This is a genomic window from Pseudomonas sp. GW823-FHT06E10 (assembly GCF_058794995.1).
In genome coordinates this window covers 127,574-145,326 of record NZ_JBXAHJ010000004.1, presented here as the reverse complement: position 1 = coordinate 145,326, position 17,753 = coordinate 127,574, and the positions used below count along the sequence as shown (strand labels likewise).

The window sequence follows — 17,753 nt, the reverse complement described above, 5'->3', positions numbered from 1 at the left end:
CCTTATTCCTCGGTCAACGCGGAGCCTGCCCGGTCGAGCAGCGGTTTGAACAAATAATTGAGGAGCGAACGCTCACCGGTACGCACGAACATTTCCGCCGGCATACCGGGCTTGATCACCAGGCCATTGAGTTTCTCCATGGCCTGGTCACTGACGCTGCTGCGCAGCACGTAGTACGGTGCGCCGGTTCTCTCATCGAGCAACTGGTCGGCGGAGACCAGGCTGACTTCACCAGGTACTCGCGGGGTGCGGCTCTGGTTGAAGGCGGTGAACAAGATATCCACCGGCAGGTGCGGACCGACCTTGTCGATCAGGTTGACCGGCAGGTGCCCTTCCACTTCCAGGCGCGTGTCCTGAGGCACGATCTCCAGCAGGTTGTCGCCCTGGCGCACCACCGCGCCTACCGTGTGTACACCCAGATTGACCGCAATGCCGTCAGCCGTGGCGATGATCTCGCTGTGCTGCAGATCGAACCCGGCGGAGGTCAACTGTTCCTCCAGCGTCACGCTTTTGAGCTGCGCTTCGGCCAGTTGGGTGCGTACTTCTTTCTGGTACTCCTCGATATGCTGTTGCAACTTCAAGCGGGACTCGACAATGCCCTGCTCCACCCGACCGCTTTCGCCGAGGTTTTCGGCCAACTGCTGTTGCACTTGCGACAGTTGCCGCTGGTACTCCATCAACCGATTGCGCGGGATGTAGCCGTTTTCCGCCAGTGGCGTCAGATTGCTTAGCTGTTGTTGCAGGGAATCGGCCTGAGCGCTCAAGTCGGTACGGGCACGGCGCATGCCGGCCAGTTGCGCGCCGGCGCCTTCGATGCTGGCGCGCAACGCGGCCTGCTCGCGGGCGAAGGCATCGCGACGACTGCTGAACAACTGGCGCTGGCCTTCGAGCACCAACGCCAGACGCGGGTCGGGATCATTGCTTAGCTCGGCGGGGAAATTCACCTGCTTGAGGTTGTCCCGCTCGCTTTGCCAACGGGCAAGGCTGGCCCAGGCCATGCGGTACTGCGCTTGCAGCGATTGCACGTCCGCGGCGACCTGGGTCTGGTCGAGCCGGAACAGCGGCTGGCCCTGTTTCACCCGCTGGCCTTCGCTCACCAGAATATGGCTGACCACACCGTTGCTCATCGACTGCACGGCCTTGCGCTTGCCCGAAACCACCACTGTGCCCTGTACCGGTATGCCCTGATCGAGGGGGGCCAGGCTGGCCCAGGTGAAGAAACTGCCAGCGCCGACAATCGCCAGTATCCAGCCCAGGCGAGCGAAGTAACGCGCATCGCGTTCAGGCTGTCCAGCCAGGTAGTCCTGCTCCATCGTCGCTTCGTTTTGAGGGTTTACCTGCCTGCGGCTCATACGCCCGAACTCCTTGTCGCGGGCTGAGACTGCCAGCTCATGCTGAGCCCGCCCGGCGCTTGCGCGGTTTTTTCATGTTGTGCTTGCTGAGCCCCCGAGAGTGCCTTGAGCACGTCCTGGCTCGAACCGAACGCCTGCAAGCGGCCTTCGTTGAGCACCAGCAACTTGTCCGCCTGGGCCAGCGCGGAAGAACGATGGGTCACCAGAATCACACTGGTGCCCTGGGCCTTCATTTGCGCAATCGCGCCGGCCAGCGCCGCTTCACCCACGGTGTCGAGGTTGGAGTTCGGCTCATCCAGCACCACCAGGCGCGGCTGGCCGTACAGCGCACGGGCCAGGGCCACCCGTTGTTTCTGCCCGCCGGAAAGGCCACTACCGTCTTCGCCGAGCACGGTGTCGTACCCTTGCGGCAGGCGCAGGATCAGTTCATGCACCCCGGCCTGCTGTGCGGCGGCCACGACGCGCTGTGGATCGGCCTCGCGGAAACGCGCGATGTTTTGCGCGATGCTGCCGCTGAACAACTCGATGTCCTGTGGCAGGTAACCGATGTAAGGCCCGAGGTCGTCGCGGTTCCAGCGATGGATGTCCGCACCGTCGAGCCGCACCGTACCACCGAGCGTCGGCCAGACACCCACCAGTACCCGTGCCAGTGTCGATTTACCGGAACCGGAAGCACCGAGCACGCCCATCACCTCACCCGCTGCGAGGCTGAAACTGACCAGGTACAGGGTCGCCGCCCGTTGCCCCGGAGGCGCCGCGCTAACCTGCTCAAAGGTGATCTGGCCCTTCGGCGCGGGCAACGCCATGGCCTCGTCGCCCGACGGGAAGGCTTGCAGCAAGGCGTCGAGACGGCGGTAAGCCAGCTTGGCGCCGCTCCACTGCTTCCATACGGCGATCAACTGATCGATTGGACTCAGCACACGGCCCATCAGGATCGAACCGGCGATCATCATTCCCGCAGTCATGTCACCCTTGATCACCAGCAATGCGCCAAGGCCCAGCACCAACGATTGCAGGCACAGGCGCAGGGTTTTGCTCAAGGAACTGATGACGGCGCCCGTGTCGCTGGCCTGGTTTTGCAGGCCGAGGAACCGTGAATGCACCTGAAACCAGCGATTGCGCAACGCCCCCAGCATGCCCATGGCCTGAATGGTTTCGGCGTTATGCAAATGGCTGGTGGCCAATTGGCTGGATTGCTGGGAACACGCGGCGGCTTCGCCCAACGGTTTTTTGGTCATGGACTCATTCAGCCAGGCCAGCGCAATCAGCAGCAGAGCCCCCGCCGTGGCAAAAACGCCGAGCCAGATGTTGAACAAATAAATCACCAACAGGTACACCGGGAACCACGGCGCATCGAAAAACGCGAACAACGCCGGGCCGGTGACGAACTGGCGAATATGTGTCAGATCCCCCAGCGCCTGTCCCGCATTGCCTTCGCCTTTGAACAGGTTGCGCTCGAACGCCGCCCGATAGACCCGCAGATTGAACCGTCGCTCCAACTGACTGCCAATACGGATGACGATGAAACTGCGGACAGCTTCCAGCAAACCGATAAAGGCAAAGAACCCGACAATCATCAGCGACAACATGACCAGTGTTGTTTCATTCTGCGAAGACAGTACCCGGTCATAGACTTGCAGCATGTAGATAGAGGGCGCCAACATCAGAATGTTGATCAGGGCGGTAAAACAACCGACGCTGATCAAGATGCTCTTATAGTCCCCCAGTGCCTTTATTAATGGTGCGGTGGCTGGGGCCTTCGCCATCTTCATTGGTTATTCCTGAGCTGATATTTATCGCCACGCGCGGGCGAGGTTCCAGTTAACTGTCCGCACACGGTCGAGACATTGTTTGCCCGTTATCGTTTACAAATAACGAACAATGTTTAGTGATCGATAAAGTGCCGGGGGATTGCGCTTGACTGCTTTTGCGGCTAACGCGTCGGCCGCTTGAGGGTAATGATCCGACCCGACTGCAAAGTACCTTGATAAAGCCCTTCGAACTGACGGTTGAAAAACAGGATTTTTGAGCCTTCCTTGCCGGTGATTGCAATGCCGTCCGGTTCGGGAAACCAGCCGATCGCCTGCTCCCCAAGCCAGGCGGTGAAACAGTCCGCGCCAGCACCCAGGGTTTGATTTGGCTGAAAGTCGATCAAGCATTCATTCGAAGCAACGAGCGGTGATTTGTCCGTGTCTTGCGCGGCTCTTAGCGTAGCCAGCCAATTGCCAGCCAACTCTGACGGATCCGCCAGTTTCAGACTGCTTGCCATGGTTTCCTCTCCAAAAAACATCATCAACGCTACCAGTAGCCACGCGCTTGTCTTGCGGGAAAAGACGCGGTGCGTCATAGGTTCTTGTACTCCGGGCCGCAACCCTGCTTACGGTAAGAGAGCAGCGCATCGGGCGCCGCCCTCCTTGTTCACCTCACATCAAGCCACGATGTCCGAGTACGCCGCCTGGCCCACGGTACTGACCAGGAAATCAGCCGCGCCATGCCCCGAGAAGTCGATCGACAACAAACTGTTGCCGCCCGCGGTGCTGAGCACCGCATCGCCCACCGCCCCGGTGAAGGCGCTGATAAAGTGCAGGCCCGCGCCGTTGGTGATGCCGGTCAGGTCGATCTTGTCCAGACCGCTGACAAAGTCGAGGATCTGGTCGACCGTACCTGGCCTGGAGTCACTGCTGGCCGCAAACACGAAGGTGTCCGAACCTGCGCCGCCCCACAGTTTGTCCGCGCCGCCAGCGCCGTAAAGGATGTCGTTGCCGGCACCGCCTTTGAGCTCGTTGGACACGTTGTTACCGATCAGCAAGTCGTTGCCCGAACCGCCAAAGGCGTTCTCGACGGTGACACCCTTGGCGATGGAGACGTTACCCACCAGGCCGCCGACGTCCGAGAACGACGTTTCATTGAGGTTGATCTTCTGGTTCTGGGTAAACCCGGAAAAGTCCAGGGTGTCCTTGCCGCCTGCATCCCAGACCGAAAACACCACCTTGTCCGCCGAAGAAGACGCGCCAAGGAAGTCGCGACCGGCGTTGGAGTTGAAACCGTAGGTAGTGTCGCCGGTGCGAGTGGTGGTGTTGGCACCGTAGAGCTGCTGAATGGCAGCGATATCGTCAATCAGCGGGCCGGACGCGTAGGCTTCGACGCCGCCCTTGCTGAAGTTCTGACTGGTATTGCTTTCACTCCAGTAGCTCATGACGCTGTAGCCGCGGGTGTCTTGCCCATAGGACGCGTCATTGTAGGTCGGTGCACCCTCGCCGGCGTTGTAGTCGCCGGGGTGGGCCAGGCCCAGGGAGTGGCCGATTTCGTGGGTCAGGGTTTGCCGGCCATAGTTGTTCAGGTCCGGGGTCTTGTTGGGCGTGTAACTGCTGTTGATCAGGTACCAGGAAGTCCCGTCGTAACCGGCCCCGGTACCAGGCAGGTAGGCAAACGCAGCCGCACCGTCCTGACCGCCGCTGTAGTTGCCGAAGGTCATGTGGCCATCGCCGCCGCTGGCCTTGTCAGTGAAGGTAACATTGGCCACGTCGGCCCAGGATTGCATGGCGAGCACGGCCTGGGCTTTCTGCTGCGCGCTGAACTGACTGAATCCGGTAATCCCGTGCTTGTACATCGTGCTGGACGATGCCGAAGTCAGGAAGGTATAGGTCAGCTCTATTTTGCCGCTACCATCCTTGTCCTGGTAAGCAGCGCCGTCGCGCAGCAATTGGTTGGCTGCCTGATCGACGGAGAACGACGGTTTGCCATTGACCGTGAGGTTGCCGCCCCGATCATACTGATGGCTGAAACTATTGATCTGATTGAATGCAGAACTGCTTGCCGCCAATGCTGACAGTGGCAGCAGCACCTGTTCGGCGGAATCAATAGCGTGATCTTTTACTTTCGACATAAACACACTTCCTTGTTTAGCTATGGAACAGTTTTTGTCAGATAAAGACGATCCCTGGCGAGATCGTCCTATCACTCGCCCAATGAAGGCGTAGGAAAACTGACACAATTAGAAATCAAACGTCCACTACTTTTTTGACGTCAAATTTGCGCATTCAGGAATGTGCCCGTAAACAGTGGGCGTACTGAGAAAGTATTGAGTTAAAAAAATATTAGACGGGAGTTATTGTCGGACAATCGACAATTTAATTATTAAATATAGGTAAATTTCCGGGCACTCGAATCGTCCGACTATTTATGTTTAATCCGTTAAACATTTCAATGAAGTGATCACCTCTGAATACCGGGTTATCGTTCTTCGCGAGCAGGCAACGAATGACCATCAGGCAATAACCATTTCAGCTCCGCAAAGGCTGCACAACCGGCGTTGTCGCCCCACTGGAACCCTCCCCGGTGTGGCAGGTTTTGCACACTGCCTTAAACTGCGATACAGCCCATGAACGAATGACGGTGCAAGGGTTCGATGGATTGCCTTACACCACGGGCCTCACGAAATGATCCGGGTGAAGCCGACATGAAAATGGTCACGCCTCTTTTGGCCGCTCTCATCGCCGCCAGCGCGTGTGCGGTAATGAGCATTTGTGCGAATGCCGGGACGACTACGGTCCTGGCAACCAGCTTCGACTGCGCCAGGGCCAGCGCATCCGTCGAGAAGCTGATCTGTCGCGACCCACAGCTGAAGCGGATGGAGATTGAACTGACACGCCTTTATCGCCTGGCGCTCACGGACGATCATTCGGTACCGCGCCCCGACAAGGTCGAGATCGAACAGCGCTTCTGGGTCGACGCGCGAAATCAATGTGCCACCAAGGCAGAGCCCAAGGCCTGCACGATCCGCAGTTATGCCGAACGCGCACACCAGCTTCGCCAGGGTTCGGCCATTGCGAGGACCAAGGATCCAAGCAGGCTCACCGATGGTCCCGTAGCCTTTCGTTGCGCAGGATTGAACGCGTTGATTGCCGCTACTTTCTTCAATGTCGAGCCGCGTGTGGTGTACCTGAAATGGGCGAATACCTCTGCCACCCTTATCCAGGTACCGAACGATTATGCAAGCCAATACAACGGCAAGGATTTGCGGGGTAGCTACGGCTTTTGGCAAACCGGTGACGAGGCCCTGTTACAGATCCCGGGCTCGGGGCAAATGCGTTGTACGCTCGAGCCAGTTGGCTGATGGCGCATCGGGACATCCTTTCCCGGTGGCCTGATGCAGCTTGTCAGCTGCCGGTGCGGATCTTGTTCCAGACCCGGGTACGCACCCGGTCGATGTTCAGTGGCATGGCTTCCAGCGCAAACAGCTTGCCCATCATTTCAGGACTTGGGTAAACCTTGGTGTCGTTCTTGATCGCAGGGTCGATCAGGCTGTCGGCCTGCTCGTTGCCATTGGCGTAATGCACGTAGTTGCTGACGCTGGCCATGACGTCCGGGCGCAGCAGGTAGTCCATGAAGGCGTAGCCGGCCTTGTCGTCCGGGGCGTCGACCGGCATCGCGACCATATCGAACCAGATCGCTGCGCCTTCCTTGGGAATCGAGTAGCCGATGTCGATGCCATTGTTGGCTTCCCTGGCGCGGTTTTCCGCTTGCAGGATGTCGCCGGAGAAACCGACCGCGACGCAGATGTCGCCATTGGCCAGATCACTGGTGTACTTGGACGAGTGGAAATAGCTGACATACGGCCGCACCTTCATCAGCAGGGCTTCGGCCTTTTTGTAGTCTTCCGGGTTCTTGCTGTGATGCGGCAAACCGAGGTAGTTCAACGCGGCCGGCAGCAGTTCGGGGCCGTTGTCGAGGATGGCCACGCCGCACTTGTGCAACTTCTGCATGTTCTCGGGCTTGAAGATCAGGTCCCAGGAATCCACCGGGGCGTTGTCGCCCAGCACCGCCTTGACCTTGGCAATGTTGTAGCCGATGCCGGTGCTGCCCCATAGGTAAGGGAAGCCGTGCTCGTTGCCCGGATCGTTGGTCTGCAATGCCTTGAGCAATACCGGGTTGAGGTTTTTCCAGTTCGGCAGCTGACTCTTGTCGAGTTTCTTCAGTGCGCCGCCTTCAATCTGCCGGGCCATGAAGTGGTTGGACGGAAACACCACGTCGTAACCGGATTTTCCGGTCATCAGCTTGCCATCGAGGGTTTCGTTGCTGTCGTAGACGTCGTAGGTGAAGCCGATGCCGGTTTCTTTCTGGAAGTTTTTCGTGGTGTCTGGCGCGATGTAATCCGACCAGTTGTAGATTTTGACGGTTTCGGCGGCCTGGCTGATGGATGCAACCAGCATCAGCGGAGCCAGAGTCAGGGTCTTTCGGATCATGAGTCGATTCCTGTAGAGGTTGTTGTTATTGGCAGGCAATCAAATGATCAGCTTTCAAATTTCAAAAGCATTCAAAAAATCAAAACGTAGGTCTTGCGCACGGTTTCCTGGATATCCCAGATGCCGAGGCTGTTGGCCGGCAACATCAGTGCGTCGCCGGCTTCTATGTGCAGGGGCTCGCCGCCGTCCGGGATGAAGGTGCAACGGCCCTGTATGAAGTGACAGAATTCCTGGGCGACGATCTGCCGCCGCCAGCGCCCGGGGGTACATTCCCAGACACCGGTCTCGACGCCGTCGTCGCGTTCGACGCTGGTGGTCGAAGCCACGGCCACGGGAGTTCCCAGGGGCACGGCGACCGGATTGGATTCGTCCAGTTTCAGGGTTGCGGTGTTCTTGAATTGCGTGATGCTCATGGCGATACCTGTCGATGTAGAGACGCTGTTTAGTGCATGAAACCTTCCATGAAACCGGCCACCCCGCTGGCCAGCCTGCGCCGCCAGGGCGCTGTGGCCGGGTTGGCCAGGGTCTGGTCCTCGTGGACAAAGCTGCGGATGATCGCGTTGTAGCCGAGCCAGCGGATCGGCTCCGGCTCCCAGGCCCGCAGTGCGTCGAGGCCGCGTTGGGGGATGACCCACGGTTGGCGTACCAGATCGGTATCGCGCCCCAGGATCAGGTCGGCCAGCGTGCGGCCTCCCAGGTTGCTGGCGCCAACGCCCTCCCCGCCGTAACCGCCCGACAGGGCAATGCCGTTGGTCCGGTCGCAAAGCATGTGTGGCTGGAAATGCCGGGACATGCCCAGGTTGCCGCCCCAGGAATGGGTGATCTGCACGTTCTTCAACTGCGGGAACAGTTCGCCGAACAGATAACGCCGCAGGTGTATTTCGTCAGCGCTCAGGTCGAAGTCGTGGCGCAGCTTGCCAGCGAACTGGTACCCGCCACGGGCGCCAAAGATCAATCGGTTGTCAGCGGTGCGTTGACCGTAGGTGACCTGGCGACTGGCCTCGCTGAATGCCTGGCCGTGACTCAGGCCGATTTCGTCCCAGATGGCCGCCGACAAGGGCTCGGTCGCGACGATCAGGCTCTGCACCGGCAACTGATAACGCCCCAATGGCGGCAGCGTCACGGAGTAGCCTTCTACCGCCGGCACCACCCAGCGACTGCGCACCGAAGCTTTGGCCGTGCGTAGGCTGCCGGGCTGCCAATGGGTGACCGGGCTGTTTTCGTAGATTCTGACGCCCAGGCGCTCCACCGCCCGGGCCAGCCCCCGTACCAGTCTGGCCGGGTGAATGGTCGCCACGTGCGGCGCGTAGATACCGCCGTAGGGTTTGGCGACGCGGATCTGTTGCGCCAGTTGTTCCGGGGTAAGCCAGCGATAGTGGCTGTCGTTGAGGCCCTGGCGGTGGAGATCGTCCAGGTAGCGACGCAGGCTGGCCTCCTGCTCCGGATAGCGTGCGGCGCAATACAGCACCCCGCCTTTGCGGTAATCGCAGTCGATTCCCTCACGTTCGAGGACAATCTCCACTTCATCCGGAATGCTGTGCAGCAAATCGTAGGAGGCGCGGCGCGCTTCGGCCGACAGTTTGGCCAGCAGGCGGTCTTCTCCCAGCAAATTGCCCATCAGCCAGCCACCATTGCGCCCCGACGCGCCGAAACCGGCGGTTTGCGCTTCGACGATGGCGATGTTCAGGTCAGGTTTGTGCTGCTTGAGGTAGTACGCGGTCCAGAGTCCGGTATAACCCGCGCCGATGATCGCCACGTCGACATCCAGGTCCCGCTCCAGCGCCGGACGCGCCATTAGCGGTTCTTCGAGCTGGTCCATCCACAAACTGATAGTGCGCCACGCCGGCATGCAAGACTCCGCCACTCAAACTTCGATGGCGTCGATCCTAGTGCGTGGGCTCAGGCGCTGTCTTGCGCGCGTGCACGCAAAGAAATTTGTTTGACGTAGGCCTTGGGGGACTGGCCGGTATGCTGGCGGAAACAGCTGTAGAACGCCGACAGCGAATTGAATCCGGCGGCGAAGGCCAGTTCGTCGATGCGCACTGGCGGCAGGGCGGCATCCAGCGCCGCAAGCAAATGTTGCAGGCGCGCCTGGTTGACGTAGCGGTAGAAGCTCTGGCCCAGCACCTGATTCAACAGGTAGGAAATCTGGTTGCGGCTGTAGCCACACTCCTTCGCCACTCGTTGCAGATCGAGCTCCGGGTCCAGATAAGGCTGTTGGCGCTGGAAATACTGCTGCAGGTCATCGGCCATGAAGCTCAGTTGGCGAGGCGACAGACCGAGCCGGCTGACCGCCGGGCGCTGGTTGCCGGACGTTTTGCTGCCGGGTTGTTCGTGCACCAATGAAGCATATTCATTGACCCGCCAGATCAGCCCGTCCTTGACGGTGATCGCTTCGCTGGCGCGGAACGACACCAACCCTTCACCACCGCGCAAGGTGATGCGGTACTGAATGAACGCAGTGTTGCCGTCCAGTCGAATGCGGTCGGAGTGCTCCAGCGCTTCATCCGGATCCCGGGGCATGCTGCTGCGCACATATTCGCGCAATTCGGCCAGGCCCATGACCCGGTTCTGGAAAAAGTCGTTGTACTGGACTTCAGGGTGATAAAGCGCCATGACGCCATCCAGATCCCGGTGCTTCCAGCGCAAGTGATAGCGCATGACCGTCTCGCCCGTGGCCTGGGTTTGCAGTGGGCCATCATCATCGGCGTGCATTGAACATCTCGACGGGAAAAGACCGAGCTTGCCCAACTTCCGTTTTGTCTTCAACGACTAAACCGATGATGGCTTGTGCCCGCAAATGGCCGATAAGCGTGACCTGAATCAAAAAAAGCGCCGGCAATCGCCAAACGACCTGAAAACTCCACATTGTTTTCACATCCGGATGCTACTTTTAAAAACTGTCACTGGTTGAACCAATGAAGGTTCTTCCCTCCTACCATGAGCTAACGGACGCGCTCGATAATGAAGGCGGGCAACACATGAATAAAGGGTTCAGTAAGGTTACGTTTCCAAACGCCTGCCAGCTGATGCGCTGGCATTTTCATCCCATGGGTTTCGAGGCGAGCATGGACGCGCCGGGCAGTATGATTGCCCGTCTTTTTGATCGTGCCACTGGCGAGACCATGATCGCCATTGCCGGTATTCCGTGCGCCACCGTCATGAATGCCGCGGATGTAGAACGAATAATCGAAGCGGTGGAGGACGAGCTTGAAGCCTTCATCCCACCGGAGGCCTTCAAGAGTTATGCCTGAAGGCTCAGCTGTTAAAAGGCCCACTTTATGTGGGCTTTTTGTTGAACGCTTCCCTGTACCTGTAGGAGCGAGCTTGCTCGCGATGGTCGTTAACGATAACGCGTATTTACTGGCTAACCACGGCGCTCTTGAATCCATCGCGAGCAAGCTCGCTCCTACACCTACAGAAGTCAGGCGGTGATTTGGCTTTTACGATGGTCGACAAAAAACGCTTTGCCCTTGCCGATCCGGTCGGAGGCCTTGGGCATGTTCGCGGCCTGGGATTCTTGTGCGTCGACGTACCAGTAGCAATGGCTGACAGCGCGGGTAATACCCACGTAGGCCAACCGCAGGATCTCGTCCTTCTGGGCATTGTCATAGGGCTCGCTGTCGCCGGCCTTGCCCAGGCCCGCCATCCGGTAAACCTGATTCTTGTAAGGTGAACTGGTCAGGTGCTGGCAGTCGCCCAGCAAAAACACCGCATCGGCCTGGAGGCCCTTGGCGCTGTGATACGTCAACTGCTTGAGCCTGCGAGCCTCATACGGCAAGCTGGAATCAACATTAAGTACTGATTGAATATGCTCTTCTATCAATGACTTATCGCTACTTTTTCGATAAAGCATCAAGATCGAATCGCCCTTTCGGTAATGCTCCATCAGGCGTTGGGCCATGCCCTGGTCATCACGATCAAGGACGTTCACCGGCAGCAATGCCTTGGGTTCACCGCTGGCCTTGGCTTTCTTCCCGGCAATCGCCGGTGCTGCGCGCACGATGTGCTCGGCGGCATCGATGATGTGCTGGTGGCTGCGGTAGTTGTCGCTGAGCATGACCTTGGTGGTGCTCGGCGACGGGAACTCCTTGTTGAAATCCATGAAGTAGGTCGGCGAACTGCCGCGCCACCCATAGATGGACTGCCAGTCATCGCCCACACAGAGCAACGAGGAACGCTGGGCTGCGCGCCCGACGTGCATGGCTGGCCCGCGACTGCGGATCTCTGCCAGGCTGGCCCTGATCCAGGAGACGATCTGCGGCGAGACATCCTGGAATTCGTCGATCATCAGGTGTGACAGCGGCCGCAGCAGCTCATCGCCGAGCAGTTTGAGATTCTCCGGCGAATGTTCGCTGAACAGGGCGAACATTCGGTTGTAGGTCATGATCGGCGGCTTCTGATCCAGCAAATGATCTTCCAGCGCCCGCCAGTACAGACTCAAGGCTTCGAAGAAGAACCGGTCGGGATCGTCCTTGGCGAAACTCATCCGGGCCACGGCGCCCGGCACGTCCAGCCCGAGGTTTTCGATGAACCCGGCGGCAGCGACAAAACAATCGAGCAGTGGCGCTGAAGCGAGCTCGCCCTTGACCTTGTAATCGAAACCCGGCCCGGCGCTGGCATCACCGGCGAGCGAGGCCAGAACACGTTTTGATGATTCGTAACTATCTAGCCATATCAATGGCTTACGACAGAAAGCTTGAAACAGGGTGCGCTTTACTGCCCACTCTGCGCGCACCGTCAGCTTGGCATTTGGTCGCGTGACCTGCGGGTTCTCCCGAGGATCGAACCCCAGCACCACCCAGGCATCCAGGGACGGGATGTAGCCGTGACAATGGAATGTCGAACCGTTGATATCGAACGACTGGCGATTCGGTTCGATGCCCTTGATGGGCCAGGCACCGGCGCGAAACCACAGGTCCTCGATGGCGTCGCATAGCTCCTCATCGCGTTTGGCCGCAAGCTCGGTAACGCCCATGCGTTTTTGCACATCCGGGTGATCGCGCTCCAGCTCCTTGAGTTGCAGGGCATGCCGGGACAATGGCTTGATCAACTCGCGAAAACGCTCATCGTCACGGTGCAGACGGTGATAGCAGGCGTTGAGCTGTTGGCGTTGGGCGTCGTTGATGCGCAGATCGAACGGATTGCTGTCGACCTCCTCATCACCCTGTGCAGCCCGCAGGCTGAGGTTCTCGAAAGCCTGTAAACGCTCGAAACCCGGAAGGCTGCGCACCATCGGCAGGATCCGCGAGTGAAAGGTGCGTACCAAGTCCCGCGCCTCCTTGAAACTGATCCCGCGGCCCCAGAGCGCAAACAGTTCGATCAGCTTGTTGATGAAGTCCTTGCGCGACTCGCGGGTGAAAGTCACCACCGTCATCGAACTCAGTTCGAAGCCCAGGTAGTGGGTCAACAATAAGATACGCAGCACCAGCGTGGTCGATTTGCCCGCACCGGCCCCCGCGATCACCGAGGTGGACGGGGTGTCGCTGAAGATCATTTTCCACTGTGCGGCACTGGGTTGGGCATGGGCCGGCAACAATCGGGCGACATCGGCCTTCATGCGCTTCTTCAGCTCGGCGCTCAACGGCAGGCGCCAGTCGTCGAACAACAGGTCATCGACATTCGGCGGTCGGTGTTCAGTGCAGCGCGAGTCGCGGATCAGCAGGACCTGCCGGCCCTCTTCCAGCCCCTCGAGCTTGCCTTCCCTATAGCCGTAATCGACCCCGGCGCTGTGACCACTGCGAAAACCGTCAGCCTGGCCATGCAACCACGACGCCCGATGTTGTGCGTGCAGGCGGGTCAGGCTGTAGCCGAAGAATCGGGCAAGCAATCGCTTGATCAGCGGCATCTCGGCCAGGGGGCGAAGTTCGGGAGGGAGATCGGGGGTGTGTTGCGGCACGCGGACTGACTCCAGGGTGTGAGGCTGTTGAGCGCTATGGTGTCTGCATTTGCCGTTGAGTTCTAGTCAATTGCTTATGACTCATTGGCTTATGCAATGAAGTGAAGGTTGGATGAGAAACTTTCGAAGTTATTTCATATCAATCCATTCGATAGGAATGCTGCATTTTTTACGCTTTTTATCGATTGTTGCCTGTTGGATGATGGCCGTCATCACTCACCGGTCTCGCTTCGTGGCCCAGGCGTTTCGCCCCATGACGAACCTTTTCTGGAGACGATCATGCTTGAACTCAGACCTTTCAACTCGCTCGGCGGTGCTCACCACGGCTGGTTGGATGCCCACCACCATTTTTCGTTCGCCGAATACTACGATCCCAAGCGCATGAACTGGGGCAACCTGCGGGTCTGGAATGACGACGTGATCGAGCCCGGCACCGGTTTCCCGCAACACCCGCACCGCGACATGGAAATCATCACCTATGTCCGCGAAGGCGCCATTACCCACCAGGACAACCTTGGCAACAAGGGGCGCACCGAAGCGGGTGACGTCCAGGTCATGAGCGCCGGTACCGGGATCGCCCACAGCGAGTACAACCTGGAAGCGACGCCGACCAGGATTTTCCAGATCTGGATCATCCCGAACGAGTCCGGCCTGGCGCCGTCCTGGGGCGCCAAGCCGTTCCCGAAAGGTAACCGCGAAGGTTTTGTCACCCTGGCCAGCGGCAAGGCAGGCGACGATCAGAGCCTGCGCATTCGGGCCGATGCCCGGCTGGTAGCCGCGAACCTCAAGGCCGGCGAATCCGCCGAGTATCACCTGGACAACGGTCGTCGCGCCTACCTGGTACCGGCCACGGGTGTCATTGAGGTCAATGGCTTGCGTGCACAAGCTCGAGACGGTGTAGCCGTTGCCGATGAGCGGGTGCTGCGGGTGACGGCCATCGAGGACAGCGAGATTGTTCTGGTGGATCTGGCTTGATTCGCTGAGCGCAATCGCAAATAAAAAGGGGCGACCGCATTGGTCACCCCCTTTAAGTGGCTGCAGCCAACCCCTGTGGGAATTACGCCGTTTATTTTGCGGAAATGGCACCATCCACCAGCGTTTGCGCCTCGGCCACCAGTTGTTTGAGGTGGTCGTCGCTGACAAAGCTTTCGGCGTAGATCTTGTAGATGTCTTCCGTGCCCGACGGACGCGCCGCAAACCAGCCGTTCTCGGTCATGACCTTGAGACCGCCAATGGCCTGGTCATTGCCCGGTGCGTGGCTGAGGATGCTCTGGATCGGCTCGCCGGCCAGTTGAGTCGAGGTGACCTGTTGCGGCGACAGCTTGCTCAGCAGCGCTTTCTGCTCCGGATTGGCCTTGGCGTCGACCCGTACCGAGAACGGCTCACCCAGTTCATCGGTCAAGGCGCGATACGCCTGACTCGGGTCGCGACCAGTCCGGGCCGTCATCTCGGCGGCCAGCAGGGCCGGAATCAAACCGTCCTTGTCGGTGCTCCAGACACCGCCGTCCTTGCGCAGGAACGAGGCACCGGCGCTTTCTTCGCCGCCGAAACCCAGGGAGCCATCGAACAGGCCGTCGGCAAACCATTTGAAACCCACCGGCACTTCGTACAGGCGACGACCCAGGCGCTTGGCCACGCGATCGATCAGGCCGCTGCTGACCACGGTTTTACCCACGGCGGCATCGGCGCGCCATTGCGGACGATTCTGGAACAGGTAGTCGATGGCAACGGCGAGGTAGTTGTTCGGTGCCAGCAAGCCACCGGACGGCGTGACGATGCCATGGCGGTCGTGGTCCGGATCGCAGGCAAACGCCACGTCGAAACGCTCTTTCAGGCCGATCAGGCCTTGCATGGCGTGGCTGGACGATGGGTCCATGCGGATCTGGCCGTCCCAGTCGACGGTCATGAAGCGGAAGGTCGGGTCGACCTCTTTGTTCACCACGTCCAGGTCCAGGCGGTAATGCTCGGCAATCGCCGACCAGTAGCGCACCCCTGCTCCACCCAGTGGATCGACACCCAGGCGCAGCTTGGCATCGCGGATCGCGTCGAAGTCGATCACGTTGATCAGGTCGGCGACATAGGTGTTGAGGTAATCGTGACGATGGGTAGTGCTGGCCTTAAGTGCCTGCTCGTAGCTGATGCGCTTGACGCCAGCGAGCTTGTTGGCCAGCAGTTCGTTGGCCTTGGCTTCGATCCACTTGGTGATGTGGGTATCGGCCGGGCCACCGTTGGTTGGGTTGTACTTGTAGCCACCGCTTTGCGGCGGGTTGTGGGACGGCGTGATGACAATGCCGTCCGCCAGGCCGGTGGTGCGTCCACGGTTGTAGCAGAGAATCGCATGGGAAATGGCCGGTGTCGGCGTGTACTCGTCACCTTCGGCGATCATCACGGTCACGCCGTTGGCTGCAAGTACCTCGAGGGCACTGGCGCCGGCCGGCGTGGACAGCGCGTGGGTGTCGATACCGACAAACAGCGGGCCATCGATGCCTTGAGCTTCGCGGTACAGGCAGATCGCCTGGCTGATCGCCAGCACGTGCCATTCATTGAAACTCAAGTCGAACGAGCTGCCACGGTGCCCCGACGTGCCGAAGGCAACGCGCTGGGTGGAAATCGCGGCATCAGGCTGGCCGGTGTAATAGGCCGTTACCAGTCGCGGGATGTCGACCAACAATTGTGCCGGTGCCGGTTTACCCGCAAAAGGACTGAGTGTCATGCAAAACCTCTGGAATAGAGTGGTTCAGGAATTGGGTCGCAGTTTACTGGCAGTTTGACCGCAAGGCGATGGGATCGATCCGCACAGTGGAGGTTGTTATTTTTTGTCTCACTCACTCGATTGATTCCAGGCGCAGCGCATCCCCCAGCAATCCCAGCGCGGCCGCCAGATTGTGATCGCCACCGAAGGTATGGCTCAGGCGCAGATGCTGTCCGTGCAGACCGTGGAGGCTGAACAACTCGCCTGGTGCGATGACCACCTGATGCGCCAGCAGGCGCTGGAACACACGACGGACATTGACCCGACGCAATGAGCGCATCCAGATCGTTGCACCCCCTTGCGGCTCGACGAAATGCAAGGCATCACCCAATCGCTCCTGCAACAACAGGGTCATTTGATTCTTGCGTTCATTGAGCAGCCGCCGCAGCACCAGCAGGTGTTGATCAATGCGACCGCTGCTATACAAACGGGCAATGGCTTTCTGGCGAATCGGCGAGAGTCGGAAGGACCGCAGCAGAAAGTGCCGTTGCAACTCCGCGCTCAAATGCCTTGAAAGCAGAAAACCGTAGGGCGCTTCAGGTCCGATGACTTTCTCGAACGTGGAAAACACCATCAGCCGTTCAGGGTCCAGCAAGTCTCGAAAGCGCAGGGTGCCCAGGTCGAATCCGAGTTCGCCATAACAGTCGTTTTCCAGCACCCAACTGTCATGCGCGGCCAACAGCCGGGCAATGGCCTGCCTGTTGTGGTCAGGCGCCAGGCTGCCACGGGGCATGTTCAGGGCCGATGACAGCATCACCAGCCTTACCGGTTCGGTATCGAGCAGCATTTCAAGACGTTCCGGATCCAGACAGGCATCGGCTTGTACGGGCAACTCGATCACCCGCACGCAGGCGGCTTGAAACAAACGCAGGATCGTCCAGTCGCACGGCGATTCGACCACCACCGTAGCGTCTTTCAATCCCAGCACGGCGATCAGGATTTCCAGTACACCGCGCAGGTCGGCGCCGATGTAGACATCATCGGCGTGCCAGTAACGCATGGGAGACGTGGTGTAGCGTGCTGCCAGGGCGGCACGCAGTTCGAGTTCGCCGCAGGGTTGCGAAGGCGACTGCGGCTGGCGGGGATACTGGCGCAGCAACTCCCGCTCCAGCAGCAACAACGGGCTGTCCAGTGGCTGCAATAACGCCGGTTCATCGGCGCTCATGACCAGCATCCCCGGGCGCCTGGCATTGACGTAGACCGCTTCCAGCAAGTCGCTGCCGCTGTCCTGCAGGTTGATTGCGGACACTGGCAATGCGTAGTAACCGGACTTGGCCACCGAATACACCCGCCCTTCTTTCTCCAGCAGCGAATAGGCGTACTGAATGGTCGAGATCGACACATTCAGACGCTCAGCCAGGTGCCGCAGCGACGGCAGGCGGATGCGCGAATCCCCTTCAGACTCGTTGATCAGGCTGACCAGATATCGATAAACCGCTTGATAGGCGAAATCCGTTTCTCGTGGACCTTTCATCGGCGAAGGCCATTTGCATTGACTGAAAATC

At 59.4% G+C, this 17,753-nt stretch carries 14 protein-coding genes; 3 read left to right on the top strand and 11 right to left on the bottom strand.

Going from position 1 to position 17,753, the window contains the following annotated elements:
• Positions 1-2 precede the first annotated feature (2 nt).
• The 4 genes from AC1Q6Y_RS08505 to AC1Q6Y_RS08490 all read right to left on the bottom strand — a co-directional run bounded on the left by AC1Q6Y_RS08505 (position 3) and on the right by AC1Q6Y_RS08490 (position 5,238).
• Positions 3-1,313: an HlyD family type I secretion periplasmic adaptor subunit gene (locus AC1Q6Y_RS08505; RefSeq protein WP_492624474.1), complete on the bottom strand. Its 1,311-nt coding sequence runs from the start codon at positions 1,311-1,313 to the stop codon at positions 3-5.
• Positions 1,314-1,348: 35 nt separating this feature from the next.
• Positions 1,349-3,124: a type I secretion system permease/ATPase gene (locus AC1Q6Y_RS08500; protein ID WP_492624379.1), complete on the bottom strand. Its 1,776-nt coding sequence runs from the start codon at positions 3,122-3,124 to the stop codon at positions 1,349-1,351.
• 161 nt (positions 3,125-3,285) lie between these two features.
• Positions 3,286-3,699: an AprI/Inh family metalloprotease inhibitor gene (locus AC1Q6Y_RS08495; protein WP_492624378.1), complete on the bottom strand. Its 414-nt coding sequence runs from the start codon at positions 3,697-3,699 to the stop codon at positions 3,286-3,288.
• Positions 3,700-3,780: 81 nt separating this feature from the next.
• The gene (locus AC1Q6Y_RS08490) at positions 3,781-5,238 is read right to left on the bottom strand and encodes a serralysin family metalloprotease (protein WP_492624377.1); all 1,458 of its coding nucleotides are present in this window, start codon (positions 5,236-5,238) and stop codon (positions 3,781-3,783) included.
• Between the two features lie 573 nt (positions 5,239-5,811).
• Between AC1Q6Y_RS08490 and AC1Q6Y_RS08485 the strand changes: the two genes are divergently transcribed.
• Positions 5,812-6,468 (top strand): lysozyme inhibitor LprI family protein, encoded by a 657-nt coding sequence (locus tag AC1Q6Y_RS08485; RefSeq protein WP_057714793.1) that lies wholly within the window; start codon positions 5,812-5,814, stop codon positions 6,466-6,468.
• A gap of 43 nt (positions 6,469-6,511) precedes the next feature.
• On the opposite strand, the gene AC1Q6Y_RS08480 is transcribed toward AC1Q6Y_RS08485, so the two are convergent.
• The 4 genes from AC1Q6Y_RS08480 to AC1Q6Y_RS08465 all read right to left on the bottom strand — a co-directional run bounded on the left by AC1Q6Y_RS08480 (position 6,512) and on the right by AC1Q6Y_RS08465 (position 10,312).
• Positions 6,512-7,597 carry a polyamine ABC transporter substrate-binding protein gene (locus AC1Q6Y_RS08480; protein WP_492624376.1) on the bottom strand — a complete coding sequence of 362 codons (1,086 nt, stop codon included), beginning with the start codon at positions 7,595-7,597 and terminating at the stop codon, positions 6,512-6,514.
• A 71-nt stretch (positions 7,598-7,668) separates the two neighbouring features.
• Positions 7,669-8,010: a cupin domain-containing protein gene (locus AC1Q6Y_RS08475; RefSeq protein ID WP_492624375.1), complete on the bottom strand. Its 342-nt coding sequence runs from the start codon at positions 8,008-8,010 to the stop codon at positions 7,669-7,671.
• Between the two features lie 29 nt (positions 8,011-8,039).
• Positions 8,040-9,446: an NAD(P)/FAD-dependent oxidoreductase gene (locus AC1Q6Y_RS08470; RefSeq protein WP_492624374.1), complete on the bottom strand. Its 1,407-nt coding sequence runs from the start codon at positions 9,444-9,446 to the stop codon at positions 8,040-8,042.
• 50 nt (positions 9,447-9,496) lie between these two features.
• On the bottom strand, positions 9,497-10,312 hold the full coding sequence (locus AC1Q6Y_RS08465) for a helix-turn-helix transcriptional regulator (protein WP_090455277.1): 816 nt from the start codon (positions 10,310-10,312) through the stop codon (positions 9,497-9,499).
• 266 nt (positions 10,313-10,578) lie between these two features.
• Between AC1Q6Y_RS08465 and AC1Q6Y_RS08460 the strand changes: the two genes are divergently transcribed.
• Positions 10,579-10,851 carry a DUF1652 domain-containing protein gene (locus AC1Q6Y_RS08460; protein WP_057716601.1) on the top strand — a complete coding sequence of 91 codons (273 nt, stop codon included), beginning with the start codon at positions 10,579-10,581 and terminating at the stop codon, positions 10,849-10,851.
• Positions 10,852-11,021: 170 nt separating this feature from the next.
• Here the strand turns inward: AC1Q6Y_RS08460 and AC1Q6Y_RS08455 are convergent, their stop codons facing one another.
• Entirely contained in the window at positions 11,022-13,496 is a 2,475-nt protein-coding gene (locus AC1Q6Y_RS08455; protein ID WP_492624373.1) for a UvrD-helicase domain-containing protein, read from the bottom strand.
• A gap of 279 nt (positions 13,497-13,775) precedes the next feature.
• Between AC1Q6Y_RS08455 and AC1Q6Y_RS08450 the strand changes: the two genes are divergently transcribed.
• Positions 13,776-14,471 carry a pirin family protein gene (locus tag AC1Q6Y_RS08450; RefSeq protein ID WP_492624372.1) on the top strand — a complete coding sequence of 232 codons (696 nt, stop codon included), beginning with the start codon at positions 13,776-13,778 and terminating at the stop codon, positions 14,469-14,471.
• Positions 14,472-14,562: 91 nt separating this feature from the next.
• Here AC1Q6Y_RS08450 and pgm read toward each other — a convergent pair whose 3' ends face one another.
• Together pgm and AC1Q6Y_RS08440 are read right to left on the bottom strand one after the other, a co-directional pair.
• The gene (gene pgm / locus AC1Q6Y_RS08445) at positions 14,563-16,209 is read right to left on the bottom strand and encodes a phosphoglucomutase (alpha-D-glucose-1,6-bisphosphate-dependent) (RefSeq protein WP_218495762.1); all 1,647 of its coding nucleotides are present in this window, start codon (positions 16,207-16,209) and stop codon (positions 14,563-14,565) included.
• A gap of 112 nt (positions 16,210-16,321) precedes the next feature.
• Positions 16,322-17,722 carry an aminotransferase-like domain-containing protein gene (locus AC1Q6Y_RS08440; protein WP_057714785.1) on the bottom strand — a complete coding sequence of 467 codons (1,401 nt, stop codon included), beginning with the start codon at positions 17,720-17,722 and terminating at the stop codon, positions 16,322-16,324.
• Positions 17,723-17,753: the final 31 nt, after the last annotated feature.